This is a genomic window from Burkholderia sp. CpTa8-5, assembly GCF_017815045.1.
Classification (GTDB): Bacteria; Pseudomonadota; Gammaproteobacteria; order Burkholderiales; family Burkholderiaceae; genus Burkholderia; species Burkholderia sola.
Genome location: NZ_JAGIQD010000019.1, coordinates 18033 through 32666, shown reverse-complemented (window position 1 = coordinate 32666; position 14634 = coordinate 18033). Strand labels below are relative to the sequence as shown.

11 protein-coding genes are annotated in these 14634 nt (G+C 65.4%); 6 read left to right on the top strand and 5 right to left on the bottom strand.

The window, feature by feature from the left end; all coding sequences use genetic code 11:
* Positions 1-812: 812 nt before the first annotated feature.
* From J8I35_RS24800 to J8I35_RS24780, 5 genes are all read left to right on the top strand, one after another.
* On the top strand, positions 813-1715 hold the full coding sequence (locus J8I35_RS24800) for a DUF3658 domain-containing protein (protein ID WP_260429479.1): 903 nt from the start codon (positions 813-815) through the stop codon (positions 1713-1715).
* Between the two features lie 43 nt (positions 1716-1758).
* Complete coding sequence (locus tag J8I35_RS24795; RefSeq protein ID WP_209927436.1) at positions 1759-2517, top strand: DsbC family protein; 759 nt, start codon at positions 1759-1761, stop codon at positions 2515-2517.
* Positions 2518-2848: 331 nt separating this feature from the next.
* The gene (gene macA, locus J8I35_RS24790; RefSeq protein ID WP_050012400.1) at positions 2849-4030 is read left to right on the top strand and encodes a macrolide transporter subunit MacA; all 1182 of its coding nucleotides are present in this window, start codon (positions 2849-2851) and stop codon (positions 4028-4030) included.
* Positions 4031-4032: 2 nt separating this feature from the next.
* Positions 4033-6051, top strand: a complete 2019-nt coding sequence (locus tag J8I35_RS24785) for a MacB family efflux pump subunit (RefSeq protein WP_209927435.1) — start codon at positions 4033-4035, stop codon at positions 6049-6051.
* Between the two features lie 6 nt (positions 6052-6057).
* Positions 6058-7437: an efflux transporter outer membrane subunit gene (locus tag J8I35_RS24780; protein ID WP_124594991.1), complete on the top strand. Its 1380-nt coding sequence runs from the start codon at positions 6058-6060 to the stop codon at positions 7435-7437.
* A 51-nt stretch (positions 7438-7488) separates the two neighbouring features.
* Here J8I35_RS24780 and J8I35_RS24775 read toward each other — a convergent pair whose 3' ends face one another.
* Complete coding sequence (locus tag J8I35_RS24775; RefSeq protein ID WP_209927434.1) at positions 7489-9027, bottom strand: MFS transporter; 1539 nt, start codon at positions 9025-9027, stop codon at positions 7489-7491.
* A gap of 185 nt (positions 9028-9212) precedes the next feature.
* On the opposite strand from J8I35_RS24775, the gene J8I35_RS24770 reads away from it, so the two are divergent.
* Positions 9213-10133, top strand: a complete 921-nt coding sequence (locus tag J8I35_RS24770) for a LysR family transcriptional regulator (RefSeq protein WP_089489592.1) — start codon at positions 9213-9215, stop codon at positions 10131-10133.
* 51 nt (positions 10134-10184) lie between these two features.
* Here the strand turns inward: J8I35_RS24770 and J8I35_RS24765 are convergent, their stop codons facing one another.
* The 4 genes from J8I35_RS24765 to J8I35_RS24750 are packed head-to-tail and all read right to left on the bottom strand — an operon-like array spanning position 10185 to position 14559.
* Positions 10185-11324 (bottom strand): enoyl-CoA hydratase/isomerase family protein, encoded by a 1140-nt coding sequence (locus J8I35_RS24765; RefSeq protein ID WP_209927433.1) that lies wholly within the window; start codon positions 11322-11324, stop codon positions 10185-10187.
* Positions 11321-12112 (bottom strand): enoyl-CoA hydratase, encoded by a 792-nt coding sequence (locus tag J8I35_RS24760; RefSeq protein ID WP_209927432.1) that lies wholly within the window; start codon positions 12110-12112, stop codon positions 11321-11323. Before J8I35_RS24760 ends, J8I35_RS24765 begins: the two co-directional genes overlap by 4 nt.
* Positions 12109-13011, bottom strand: a complete 903-nt coding sequence (gene mmsB, locus J8I35_RS24755) for a 3-hydroxyisobutyrate dehydrogenase (protein ID WP_050012393.1) — start codon at positions 13009-13011, stop codon at positions 12109-12111. The genes J8I35_RS24760 and mmsB overlap by 4 nt, the downstream gene beginning before the upstream one ends.
* 18 nt (positions 13012-13029) lie before the next feature.
* Positions 13030-14559 carry a CoA-acylating methylmalonate-semialdehyde dehydrogenase gene (locus tag J8I35_RS24750; RefSeq protein WP_124631604.1) on the bottom strand — a complete coding sequence of 510 codons (1530 nt, stop codon included), beginning with the start codon at positions 14557-14559 and terminating at the stop codon, positions 13030-13032.
* Positions 14560-14634: the final 75 nt, after the last annotated feature.

The window sequence follows — 14634 nt, the reverse complement described above, 5'->3', positions numbered from 1 at the left end:
AGTCACTAGCGGCGCGCGAACCCCTCCACCCGGAAGCCATGTTCGACTGACACGACTGGCAAAGCCGCCGCGCGTCGCATTCGGCACCAGCACGGACGGGCTACATATCTGCCCGCCTTCCCTACCATACACCCCTACGCGAACGCCATCTGTTCGATGCCTTCGCCTCCTCCGGGCAGTCCGCCCGCTGCTTTTACCGGACCGGACACAACATCCACGCCATTCCCCAACGGCACTCCAATTTCCTGCCCCGGATAAGCGAAACCCCTTGGCCCTGCCGCTCGCGAGAATTCCGAGTCAACTCGGATTGCAATTGGCAAACGCCAGCCAGTCCGATTTGGCAAATTTAACAAAAATGACAATCGGCAACAATTTGATTATCTCAAAAAATAAATCCTTGAAAAACCACCGATCGAAAAATTAATCTATCAAACATAGGAATACTAAATTGAAATCGGCAAATAAATCTCAAAAACATACCCGTTGTATCAAGCAGTCATTGTCTTTCCTCAACCCGCCACAAAGGAGGTTTCGATGCATTCCAAGCAACGCTTCTTCACTCGAAAGGCCACCAGGTCGGCTGCAGTCACCTTTGGCATCGTCATTGCCTTGCTTCATCCTGGCAGTGCTGCAGCCGATGGGCTTGCGAGCAAAATCCTCGAGGGCCCGAACACTTCCAATCAACGAGCATTCACAAGTTGCTCTGTTTTCTACACAATGTGCATTCAGCGATACGGCAGCAGACCCGGTGGCACGGCTGGCATGACACGATGCGCAGATTGCTTGAATAACTGCAATCGCTCGAATGGATGGTGGCCGATGATCAGCGGTTGTGCCGTATAACGACAGTGATGTGCTTCGTCGCGAGTAGTTATGTCGATGGCGGTCAACCGAGCCAAAATCCACCGTTCGCTCGCGACGAGGTTGAAATTTCTACCCGAAATCAAGGCATACCAATGCTCCGAAACAACGATTACCAAAATTTGATCCACGCATCATTCTCGGACATCACGTCCAACGTCATCGCATCCGCAATTTCGGAAGGGCAGTTGATGGGGTCACATGTTCTTATTGGCGGAAACTGGCACCTCGGCCCTCTCAAAGAACGCAACATCTCGACACTGTCGGCGTGGTTTTCCGATATTTTTGGATATATCCCAAACGACTTGACTATCGACACCCCAATCATCCCCACCCACGAGTCGATCAAAATATGCGCATGGGTAAATCCCTTATCATCAATCGAATACGCGAATTTCATACACTGGATAAGTCATGATACTCCACACGATTTCCTGTTGATTTCGGTCTCGGAAAAGTGCATCCATTCGGCTGCGGAGAATTTCTTCGATCTCGCCGAGCTTCTCGGCAATGCAGTTGAAATAAAATCGAACGATGTCAGTCCCTATATCACAGAATGGGGTTCCCTTGTTGAGGAAAATGCCGATTTCAGAATGATCAACGAAATTGGAAAAATTCAATCATTCCGATCTACAGATTTCGATGAATACATCATCAATTCCATGACCAGGAAGTGGGAGCCCACGCCGATAGTAGTATTGCGCATAATAGAAACAATCCACTCGGAAGGACATGATTTTCCGGGAGACATTTTTCTCTATCATCGACTCGAGAAATTCTTCTTGAATGGCATCATCGAGAAACAAGCTGAAGTCAGCATCACGCAAACACAGATACGAATTGCAAGTTCCTGACATCGCCATTCCTCAGATGTGAAAATTTCATCTTCCACACGTCATGCCGAATAATCTAAAGCTCCTCCTGACATCACTATTTACAATTGCGCTCGCAACAGCGCACACCGAAGCAGCTGCCGCCGATGTAGAAGCGAACTTGCAACGAAAATTGCAAGCCAAGCTCCCCGAACTGAAGGTAGAGCACGTTGTCCCGTCAAAAATCGACGGACTGTATGAGGTCACTGCAAATTCCCAAATTTTCTACAGCAATTCATCGGCATCGCACATTATTATCGGCAGCCTGTTCGACACCAACAGCCAGGAAAACATAACAGAAACACAACTCAACAAGATTAACAGCATAAACATCAATGACCTTCCATTTCAATACGCCATCAAACATAAAAATGGAACCGGAGAGCGCGTGATTGCTACATTCTTCGATCCGAACTGCTCGTTTTGCAAGAAAATGAGTCCCGAGCTAGGCAAGGTTCCCAACGCAACCGTATACATTTTTCTGTATCCAATTCTTTCTACCGACTCCATCATCAAATCCGAAGTCATTCTGTGCGCCGACAACCGACTCCAAGCATGGAAGCAATGGGTCGAAAGAGGGAAAACCACCGTCCCCCGCAAGCGTTGCCAGTCCATCATCACGAAAGAACTCCTTTCACTGGGAAAGAAGCTCAACATCAAGGGAACACCCACCACGTTCCTGCCTTCCGGGGAAAGAGTCACGGGATTTATTTCCGGGAAAGACTTGGCTGACAAGATTGATCGCAATAACCACGTTGAGCCTAGAACCCCATCCCGCCCCTGAAGTTTGAAGGGTCATTCCGCGATCACGGTAGCGTGGATTGAGCCCGGATGACGATCCTCTCCGTACCCTTGTATTGACCTGCCATTCCATGAATTGAAACACCGACAGAGCTCGGCAGCCCCCGTAGAACTGCCGGCACAATTCAGCACAATTCCTACACGAATTCACGAAATTACCTCAATTATCATGGCCGCCTGACCCGAACCTGCACCGCCGCGCGGTATCCATCCGACTCCTGTATCGATCTGCACTGCATGCCACGATTGCAGGACCACCCTGATTGGCCGCCCACGCCGCCGACGCCCGACTCATCCATGCCGTATGTATTCTCATGAATAAGAAGATCCGCCGCCGGCTCACCGTGCTGGCCATCAGCGGTGCCGCCATTGCCACTGCTGTTGTAGCAATAACGATAGCCACACCAAACAAGCACCCGCAATACCTGTCCGCGCCCGTCACGCGCGGCGATCTCGAGAACGCGGTGCTCGCGACCGGCGCGCTGCAGGCGTTCAGGCAGGTCGACGTCGGCGCGCAGGTGTCGGGGCAGTTGAAGACGCTGAAGGTCAAGCTCGGCGACAAGGTCACGAAAGGCCAGTGGCTTGCCGAGATCGATCCCGTGATCTCGGAAAACGCGCTGCGCCAGGCGCGCGCCAGCGAAGAAAGCCTGCGCGCGCAGCAGCAATCGGCGGCCGCGCAGCTGACGCAGGCCGAACTCGCATTCCGCCGCCAGCAGGCGATGCTGCCCGACGACGCGACGTCGCGCGAATCGTTCGAGGCCGCGAAGGCGACGCTCGACGTGCAGCGAGCCACCGTTGCGTCGCTCGCCGCGCAGATCCGTTCGGCGCGCATCCAGATCGAGACCGCGCAGGCCAACCTCGGCTACACGCGCATCGTCGCGCCGATCGACGGCCAGGTCGTCGCGATCGTCACGCAGGAAGGCCAGACCGTGATCGCGCAGCAGCAGGCGCCGGTGATCCTGAAGCTCGCGAATCTCGACACGATGACCGTGAAGGCGCAGGTGTCGGAAGCCGACGTGATTCGCGTGAGCGCCGGCCAGACCGCGTATTTCACGAGCCTCGGCGAACCGGACAAGCGGCACTACGGCAAGCTGCGCGCGATCGAACCGGCGCCGCAGAACTACGCCGACGCGCAAAGCCCGCTCGGCGGCGGCGGCGCGAAGCCGAACGCCGCGGTGTTCTACAACGCGCTGTTCGACGTGCCGAATCCCGAGCACCGGCTGCGCATCGCGATGACCGCGCAGGTCAACATCGTGCTCGGCGACGCGCGCAACGCGCTGATCATTCCGGCCGCCGCGCTCGGCGAGAAGCGCAAGGACGGCACCGTCGCGGTACGCGTGCTGCGCGCCGACGGCAGCACGGAAACGCGCCATGTCCGCATCGGCATCAACAACAACGTGCGCGTCGAAGTGCTGGCCGGCCTGAAGGACGGCGAGCGCGTGGTGATCGGCGAAGCATCGGCGGACGAACGCGTACCGCTGTCGGACGTGGTGTAACGATGCGCCAGCCCCTGCTCAAACTCGCTGCCGTCACGCGTCGCTTTCCGGCTGGCGACAAGGACGTCGTCGTGCTGAACAACGTCAACCTGTCGATCGATGCGGGCGAGATCGTCGCGATCGTCGGCGCGTCGGGGTCCGGCAAGTCGACGCTGATGAACATCCTCGGCTGCCTCGATCATCCGAGCGAAGGCACGTACACGGTCGGCGGACGCGACACGCACATGCTCGACAGCGACGAGCTCGCGCAGCTGCGCCGCGAGCACTTCGGCTTCGTGTTCCAGCGCTATCACCTGCTGCCGCACGTCGACGCGGTCGCGAACCTCGAAATGCCGGCGATCTATGCGGGCACCCCGCGCGCCGAGCGGCACGCCCGCGCCCGCGCGCTGCTCGCGCGCCTCGGCCTCGCGGATCGCGCGCATCACCGGCCCGGGCAACTGTCCGGCGGCCAGCAGCAGCGCGTGAGCATCGCGCGCGCACTGATGAACGGCGGCCAGGTGATCCTCGCGGACGAACCGACCGGCGCGCTCGACACGAAAAGCGGCCAGGACGTGGTCCGCATCCTGCACGAGCTGAACGCGCTCGGCCATACGATCGTGATCGTCACGCACGACAAGGCCGTGGCGCGCCATGCGCGGCGCATCATCGAGATCAGCGACGGCGAGATCGTCGCCGACCGGCCGAACCGCCACTACGCGGAAGCGCTCGCGGAATCTAGCGTCGGCGCGGACGCAACGGCAGCGACGCCCGAAACGGTAACCGACACGCCGCCCGCCAGCGCTGACACCGACATCGCCCCGCGCACCCGCCGCTTCGCCGCCGGCACCGGCCGCTTCGCCGAAGCGTGCCGGATGGCGTGGATCGCGCTCGTATCGCACCGGCTGCGCACGCTGCTGACGATGCTCGGCATCATCATCGGCATTACGTCGGTCGTGTCGATCGTCGCGGTCGGCGAAGGCGCGAAGCGCTACATGCTCGAAGAGATCGGCAGCATCGGCACCAATACGATCAGCCTCTATCCGGGTACCGACTGGGGCGACAGCCGCGCGGACACGATCCAGACGCTCGTGCCCGCCGACGTCGCCGCGCTCGCCGAGCAGCCGTACGTCGACAGCGCGACGCCCGAAACGTCGCGCACGCTGCTGCTGCGCTACCGCAACGTCGACGTCCACGCGCTCGTGAGCGGCGTCGGCGACAGCTACTTCCAGACGCGCGGGATGCGTTTCGCGCTCGGCGTCCCGTTCGACGACGATGCGGTGCGCCGCCAGGCGCAGGTCGCGGTGATCGACCAGAACACGCGCCGCAAGCTGTTCGGCGCGACGCGCAATCCGGTCGGCGAGGCGATCCTGGTCGACAACGTGCCGTGCGTGGTGATCGGCGTGACCGCCGACAAGAAAAGCGCATTCGGCAGCGTGAAGAGCCTGAACGTATGGGTGCCGTACACGACCGCGAGCGGGCGCCTGTTCGGCCAGCGCCATCTCGACAGCATCACCGTGCGCGTGCGCGACGGGCAGCCGAGCGCCGCGGCCGAGAAAAGCCTCGAGAAGCTGATGATCCAGCGCCACGGCCGCAAGGATTTCTTCACGTACAACATGGACAGCGTGGTCAAGACCGTCGAGAAAACCGGCCAGTCGCTGACGTTGCTGCTGTCGCTGATCGCGGTGATCTCGCTCGTGGTCGGCGGGATCGGCGTGATGAACATCATGCTGGTGTCGGTCACCGAGCGCACGCGCGAGATCGGCATCCGGATGGCGGTCGGCGCGCGCCAGTCCGACATCCTGCAGCAGTTCCTCGTCGAGGCCGTGCTCGTATGCCTGCTCGGCGGCACGATCGGCATCGCGCTGTCGTTCGGGCTCGGCGCGCTGTTCTCGATGTTCGTCGCGCAGTGGAAGATGGTGTTCTCGGTCGGCGCGATCGTGACCGCGTTCGTGTGCTCGACGCTCACCGGTGTGATTTTCGGGTTCATGCCCGCGCGCAACGCGTCGCGGCTCGATCCGATCGATGCGCTCGCGCGCGACTGACGAAACATGGCCCTCACGCATTCCTCCCCGCTTCACCGTCTCGGCGCATTCGCGTGCGCGGCCGCGCTGCTCGCCGGCTGCGCGGGCGCGCGCCACGATCCGCTGCCGGCCGTCGCGATGCCGGCGAACTGGGCCGCGCCAGTCGCGTCCGACGCGCCGGCCGCCACGCGCGACTGGTGGCGCAGTTTCGGCGATCCGCAACTCGACGCGTTGATCGACGACGCGCTGCGCGCCAACAGCGACCTCGCGATCGCGGCGATCCGCGTGTATCGCGCGCAGTTGCAGGCCGGGCTCGCCGATACGAACCTGACGCCCAACGTGACGCTCGGCGCGAACGGCGCCGTGTCGCGTACGCTCGATACGCATCGGATGAGCCGCTCGAGCGGCGTCAATGGTTCGCTCAGCTACGAAATCGACCTGTGGGGCCGGCTGGCCGCGCTGCGCGATGCCGCGCACTGGGAAGCCGACGCGACGGCCGCCGATCTCGAGGCCGCGCGGCTGTCGCTGATCGGCACGACCGCGGCGCTGTACTGGCAGATCGGCTATCTGAACCGGCAGATCGCGCTCGGCGACGCGAACATCGCGTATGCGGAACGCACGCTCGCGCTGGTCCGGTCGCGGCACACGGCTGGCGCCGTGTCGGGGCTCGACCTCGCGCAGGCCGAACAGAGCCTCGCCGCGCAGCGCGCCGCGCAAACGCAGCTGATCCAGCAGCGCACCGAGAACCGCCACGCGCTCGCGATCCTGTTCGACCGGCCGCCGCAGCAGCGCGCGGCCGAACCGGCGGCGCTGCCCGACGCGGCACCGCCCGACGTGGCGGCCGGCTTGCCGGCCAGCCTGCTCGGCCGGCGCCCCGACCTGCGGGCGGCGGAATTCCGGTTGCGCGAGTCGCTCGCGCAGGTCGATGCGACGCGCACGAGCTTCTATCCGACCTTCACGCTGACCGGCAGCGCCGGCACGACGAGCACGAGCCTCGAGCGCGTGCTGACGAACCCGGTCGGCACGCTCGGGCTCGGCCTCGCGCTGCCGTTCATCCAGTGGAACACGATGCAGTTGCAGATCAGGGTGTCGAAGTCGCAGTACGAGGAGGCGGTGGTCGGGTTTCGCCAGCGGCTCTACACGGCGCTCGCGGAAGTGGAGAACGCGCTGTCGGCGCGCGTGCAGCTCGAACGCGAAGCCGAACAGCGCGCGCTGTCGCTCGCGCAGGCGCAGCGCGCCGAACGGCTGGCCGCCGCGCGCTTCGTGGCCGGCGCGACCGCCGTGCAGCCGTGGCTCGACCAGCAGCAGGTGCTGAGGAGTGCGCAAAGCGCCGACGAACTGACACGCCTGAACCGGCTCAACAACCAGATGAAGCTGTACCGCGCGCTCGGCGGCGGGACTTCCTGACCGGCCGTCACACACCACACGCCACACGTCACGCGCCAAGCGCCGGCCGCGTCACTCGCACACGGTCGCCCCGCGCCGCGCCGGCGCGAACGCCACCGCGCTCGCGGTCGCGAGCACGGCCACGCCCGCCGCGCCATACACCATCACCCAGCCGAAGCCATGCACGAGCGCCGCGTGCAGCGCCGCGCCGCTCGGGTCGGCCTGCGCGAGCGCCGGCGCAAGCGCCTGCAGCCCGTCGGTGCGGCCCGATGCGATCTGCTGCGCGAGCCGGCGCAGCGCCGCGTCGCCAATCGCGCCCGCCGGGCCGCCCTTCAGGCTCGCGACGATCCCCGCCACCAGCACGAAGCCCATTGTCGCGATGTTCAGCGCGAGCGAGATCATCCGCGCGCTCATGTCGATACCCGACGCCATCCCGGCCCGCGCACTCGGCACCGCGCCCGTCGTCGTGTTGGTAACCGGCGTGTTGGTCAAGCCGAGCCCGACGCCGGCGATCACGCAGCCCGGCAGCATCGTCAGCCAGCTCGCGTGATCGGCCGCGCTGCCGAGCCGCATCAGCACGAAGCCGGCCGCGATCGTGAACAGGCCGGCGGGAATCACGACGCCCGGCCCGTAGCGCAGCGCGAGCCGTTCCCCGACCGGCGGCACGATCAGCGTCGGCAGCGTGTACGCGAGCAACGCGAGGCCAGCCGTCACGCTGTCGTAGCCGAGCGCGACCTGGAACCAGATCGGCAAGTAGATCATGAACGGCCAGAAGCTGAAGTTCATCCCCATCGAGCCGAAGATCGCGCCGGTGAACGCGCGGATCCGAAACACCGAGAAGTCGAACATCGGCCGCGCGCTGGCGCGCTCCGCGATGACGAAACCGGCCAGCGCGAGCATGGTCGCACCGAGCACGCCGAGGCCGGCCGCGCTCGTGAGCCCGAGTTCGGCGCTTTGAGTGATGTAAAACGCAAGGCCGAGCACCGCGAGCGACAGCGTGACGATGCCCGCGACGTCGAGCGTGCCCGCATGCGGATCGCGCGATTCCCGCACCGCGCCGCCGATCAGCACGAGCGCGACGGCCGCGAGCGGCGCATGGACGAGGAACACCCACGGCCAGCTCGCGAGCGCGACGATCGCGCCGCCGACGATCGGCCCGAACCCGAGCCCGATGCCGAACACGATCCCCCAGATCCCGAACGCGCGGCCGCGCTCGCGCCCTTCGCGAAACTGGTGCGACAGCACGGCGATCTGGCAGATCAGCATCGCGCCGCCGCTCGCGCCCTGCAGCAGCCGGCCCGCGACGAGCACCGGCACGTTCGGCGCGAGCCCGCACAGCAGTGACGTCGCGCCGAACAGCACGGTGCCGATTACGTACACGCGCTTGCGGCCGAACCGGTCCGCGAGCGTGCCGGCCGCCATCAGCACGGTCGTACACGCGATCGTGTACGCGTTCATGATCCACTGCATGCCGTTGAAATCGCCATGCAGCACGTGTTCGAGCGTCGGCAGGATCACCGGCACGCTCGATATCTCGAGGCCGAACATCAGCGACGTGAGACAGACGGCCGCGAGCGCGACCGCATTCCTGCGGGAGTCGGATAGCGTCATGCGTATTGCGCGGCGGCCCGGCGACAGGCCGCGCGCCTCCAGGTCAGTAGGATTCGCCGCGTGCGGCCGGCAACGCACGCTGAGCGGGAATCGGTACTATAGTGAGAATTCATCTCCCCATTGACGCACGCATTTCCATGCACTGGGGAATATCAGGACCCAATCGACGCAACACCTCACCCACGATGACCGACAGACTCGACGGCGTCACGACCTTCGTCCAGGTCGTGGAATCGGGCAGCTTCGCGCTGGCCGCGGAGCGGCTCGACATGACGCGCTCGGCGGTCGGCAAGGCGATCGCGCGGCTCGAGAAGCGGCTCGGCGCACGGCTGCTGCAGCGCACGACGCGCAGCCAGAGCTTGACCGACGACGGCCAGGCGTACTACGACCGCTGCGTGCGCGCGCTGGCGGAGCTGGAAGCGGCGGAAGCCGATCTCGACTGCGGCCGCCACGAGGCGCGCGGCAAGCTACGATTGAGCGTGCCGCTCGCGTTCGGGCACCACTGCGTGACGCCGATCGTGCTCGACCTCGCGCGCCAATATCCGCATCTGCGGATCGACGTGTCGATCACCGACCGCTTCGTCGATCTCGTCGAGGAAGGAATCGATCTCGCGGTCCGGATCGGCACGCTCGCGGACAGCACGAGCCTCGCGGTGCGGCGGCTCGGCACGCAATACGGCAGCCTCGGCGCGGCGCCGTCGTATCTCGCGCGCTACGGGACACCGAAGACGCTCGACGACCTGAAGCACCACCGGACGATCGCGTATTCGCGTTCGGGCGTGGTGCAGCCGTGGGATTTGCGCGCGCCGGACGGCTCGACAGTGCGGATCGACATGCCGCATCAACTGAGTTTCGACGACGTGCAGGCGATCGCCGCGGCCGGTGCGTCGGGGTTCGGGATCGCGTGGGTGCCGAGCTGGCTGCTCGACCATTACGTGAAGCGCGGAGAGATGGTGGTCGTGCTCGATCGCTGCTTCGTCTGCGAAGGCGACATTCACGCGATCTGGCCGAAGACGCGCTACCTGCCGCGCAAGACGCGCTGCGTGATCGACGCGCTCGCGCAGGCGATTCCGCCGATGATCGAACGCCCGGACGACGCGCGCTGAGATGAGTGGAAGCCGACGCGCCGTGCGGCGCGTCGGGCCCTCACGCAGCGATCACGCCGCGCCGAGATCGGCGAGCGGATGCGCGAACAGCTTCCACGGCGACGTCAGGAAATGCCGCACGCGTTCGGCGCGCAGCTCGACGAGCGACGCGGGCGCCCAGCGCGGCTTGCGATCCTTGTCGACGAGATGCGCGCGCACGCCTTCGCAGAAATCGCCTTCCTCGATCGCCCGCGCGACGATGCCGAGCTCCATCCGGAACGATTCCGCGAGCGTCATCTGCCGGCCGCGCAGCAATGCCTCGCGCGTCACGGCGAGCATCGTCGGCGAATGGCTCGCGAGCGCATCGAGCGTCGCCTGCAGCCATTGGCGGTGCTCGCGCGCGAGTTCGTCGCGCGCCAGATCCTGCGTGAGCGTCGCGACGATCCGCTCGACGGTCGAACGCTTGTCGAAGTGGCGGACGATCCACGGCATCTGGCTGTCGAGCGCCGCATGCGGCACCACGTTGCACGGCGGCTCGAACACCTTGCGCAGCAACGGCAGCGCGTCGCCGTCCCACTTGACGCTTTCGATCCGCGTCTCGAACGTGTCGAGCCACGCGGACGGCACGCACAGGTCCGCGAGCTTCGCGCTCAGCGCGTCGGCGCCCGACAGCATCGCGCCGGTCAGCCCCACGTACAGTTCGAGTTCGACCGGCATGCGCGACAGGAAATGCGTCGCGCCCACGTCGGGCACGAGGCCGATGCGCGTTTCCGGCATCGCGATCTTGCTGCGCTCGGTCGCGACGCGCAGCGCCGCGCCCTGCGCGAGGCCCATGCCGCCGCCCATCGTCACGCCGTCCATCAGCGCGACCACCGGCTTCGGGAACGTGTGGATCGCGTAGTCGAGCCGGTATTCGTCGACGAAGAACGGCAGCCAGGTTTCGCGCTGCGCGACCATCCTGTACAACGCACGCACGTCGCCGCCCGCGCAGAAGCCCTTCTCGCCCGCGCCGCGCAGCACGACCGCGACGATCTGGTCGTCGTGGCGGCAGCGCTCGAACAGCGCCGCGAGTTCGCCGATCATCGCGTACGACAGCGCGTTGAGCGCGGCCGGCCGGTTCAGCGTGATCAGCGCCACGCGGTTCACCACGCGAAACAACACCTCGGGCGCTTGCTCCGCGAATGCGTCGTGATTCGTCACCGGCGTGCTCATCGTTGCGGCTCTCCATCGGTATGCCATTGCGGCGCGCGCTTGCCCAGGAACGCCGCCACGCCTTCGCGCGGATCGGCCGTGTCGAACAGGTCGACGAAGCGTTCGCGCTCGACCGCGAGCGCCGCGCTGCGCGGCACGCCGCGACGCGCGAGGCCGATCAGATCCTTGCTGTAGGCGACCGCATGCGGGCTTTGCCGCGCGACGTTGCGCGCCAGCGCGAGCGCCGCATCGCGCGCCGCGCCGCTTTCCACCACGTCCTCGACGAGGCCGATCCGCAGCGCGGTGGCCGCATCGACGCGCGCGCCGGTCAGGATGATCTTCTTCGCCCAGCCTTCGCCGACGAGCCAGGGCAGCGTCTGCGTGCCAAGCCCGCACGGCAGCAGGCCAACCGACGGCTCGGGCAGCGCCATCTGCGCATGCGTTTCGGCGATCCGCAGATCGCACGCGAGCGCGCATTCGAGGCCGCCGCCCATCGCATAGCCGTTGATCGCCGCGATCGTCACGACGCGCGCGTCGTGCAGCGCCTCGAACGCCGCGCCGAAGCGCGCCGCCATCGCGCGCGCGACCGCGCGATCGCCGTCGGCGAACGTGTTGAGGTCGGCGCCCGCGCTGAAGAACTTCGGGCCGTCGCCGGTGATCACCAGCGCGCGCACGTGCGGGTTCGCATTCAGTTCGGCAACGGTCTGCTGCAATTGCTGCAGCCCGTCGGCTGTAAAGGCGTTCGCGGGCGGACGCTTGAGCGTCGCGCACGCGATCGCGCCGTCGTCGACGAAGTCGAGTTCGATCATGAGGCGTCCTTCTTCGTGACCGGTTGGTACAGGCGGATCACCGCCGAGAAATCGAGCTGGCCGTCGCCGCGGCTGCTCATCGTCTGGTACAGCTGCTGCGCGAGCGCACCGAGATAGACGGGCTGGCGCGCCTGCTTCGCCGCATCGTTCGCGAGGCCGAGATCCTTCAGCATCAGGTCGGTGCCGAAGCCGCCCGTGTAGCCGCGCGACGACGGCGCGGTGTCGATCACGCCCGGATACGGGTTGTAGGTATCCGAACTCCAGCAGCGGCCCGTCGACGTGTTGACGATGCCGGCCAGCACCTTCGGGTCGATGCCGAGCGCGACGCCGAGCGACATCGCCTCCGACACCGCCGCCATCGAGATGCCGAGCACGAGGTTGTTGCAGACCTTCGCGACCTGCCCCATTCCCGTCGCGCCGCAGTGGACGATGTTCTTGCCCATCCCGGCGAGCACCGGCTTCACGCGCTCGAAGTCCGCGTCGCTGCCGCCGACCATGAAGGTCAAGGTGCCGGCCGCCGCGCCGCCGGTGCCGCCCGACACCGGCGCATCGACGAACGCGCCGCCGTGCTCGCGCACCAGCGCGCCGAACGCCTGCGCGCTCGCCGGATCGATCGTGCTCGAATCGATCACGGTCGCGCCCGCGCCGAGGCCGGCCAGCACGCCGTTCTCGCCGGCGAGCACCGAGCGCACGTGCGGCGCGGCCGGCAGCATCGTGATCACGAACGTCGCACCCGATGCCGCATCGCGCGGCGACGCGGCCACTTGCGCGCCGGCGTCCTGCAATGCGCGCAACGCGTCGGCGCTCAGGTCGAACGCATGCACGTCATGGCCGGCTTTCAGCAGGTTCAGCGCCATCGGCGCGCCCATGTGGCCGAGGCCGATAAATCCGATTTTCATGTTCGTTTCCTTTGCCGCTCAATGCAGCCGGATCGTCGTGTTCACCGGGCCGGCCGTCGTGTCGTCGTCGAACCAGCGCGCGGTGACCGTCTTCGTCTGCGTGTAGAACTGCACGACCTGCTTGCCGTACGGGCCCAGATCGCCGAGCTTCGAGCCGCGCGAACCGGTGAAGCTGAAGAACGGCACGGGCACCGGGATCGGGATGTTGATGCCGACCTGGCCGACGTCGATCTCGCTCTGGAACTTGCGTGCGGCCGCGCCGCTCTGCGTGAAGATGCCCACGCCGTTGCCCATCGGGTTCGCGTTGACCAGCGCGATCGCGTCGTCGAGCGTGTCGACCTCCATCACGACCAGCACCGGCCCGAAGATTTCATGCGTGTAGATCGACATGTCGGTTTTCACGCCGGAAAAGATCGTCGGGCCGATGAAGTTGCCGTCCTCGAAGCCCGCGACCTTCACGTCGCGGCCGTCGAGTTCGAGCGTCGCGCCTTCCTTGATACCCATGTCGATCAGCGACAGAATCCGCGCCTTCGCGCCGCGCGATACGACCGGCCCGACGTCGGTGCCCGCTTCCGAGCCCGCGTTGACCTTCAGCGTCCTCGCCTTCGCGACGAGATCGGGCAGCCATTCGCGCGCGCTGCCGACGAGCACCGCGACGGACGTCGCCATGCAGCGCTGGCCGGCCGCGCCGAAGCCCGCGCCGACCAGCGCGTTGATCGCCTGCTCGCGGTTCGCGTCGGGCAGCACGATCGCGTGGTTCTTCGCGCCCATCATCGACTGCACGCGCTTGCCGTGCTGGCTGCCGAGGTTGTACACGTGGGTGCCGACGGCCGTCGATCCGACGAACGAGATCGCCTTCACGAGCGGATGCGTGCAGATCGCGTCGACGACTTCCTTGCCGCCGTGCACGACGTTCAGCACACCCTTCGGTACGCCGGCCTCGAGCGCGAGCTCGACGAGTTCCATCGTCGACATCGGGTCCTGCTCGGACGGCTTCAGCACGAACGTGTTGCCGCACACGATCGCCATCGGGAACATCCACAGCGGAATCATCGCGGGGAAATTGAACGGCGTGATGCCGGCGCACACGCCGATGGGCTGGCGCAGCGTGTAGGTGTCGACGCCGCCCGCGACGTTCTCCGCGAATTCGCCGAGCTGCAGCGTGCCGATCGAACACGCGTGCTCGACCACCTCGAGGCCGCGGAAGATGTCGCCTTCGGCATCGGGAAGCGTCTTGCCCTGCTCGGCCGTCAGCGTCTTCGCGATGCGCTGCTGGTTCGCGCGCACCCGATCCTGGAACTTCAGCATGATGCGCATGCGTGCGGAAATCGGCGTGTTCTTCCACGTCGCATACGCGGCGTGCGCGGCCCGCACCGCCGCGTCGACTTCCGCGACGGTCGCGAACGGCACGCGCGCGAGTACCTGCTGCGTCGCCGGGTTGACGACGTCGCGCCACTCGTGGGTGGCGGACTCGACGAAAGCGCCGTCGATCAGCAGCTTGACCGTCGGCACGTCTTGCCCCGTACGGGGCGTCGGATTCGCGTTCATCAGTGCACTCTCCTTGCAGTGAGCCGCGTGGCGTCAGGCGACACGCGGCCGGTTCGGTTCAGTCAGGCTGCGGGC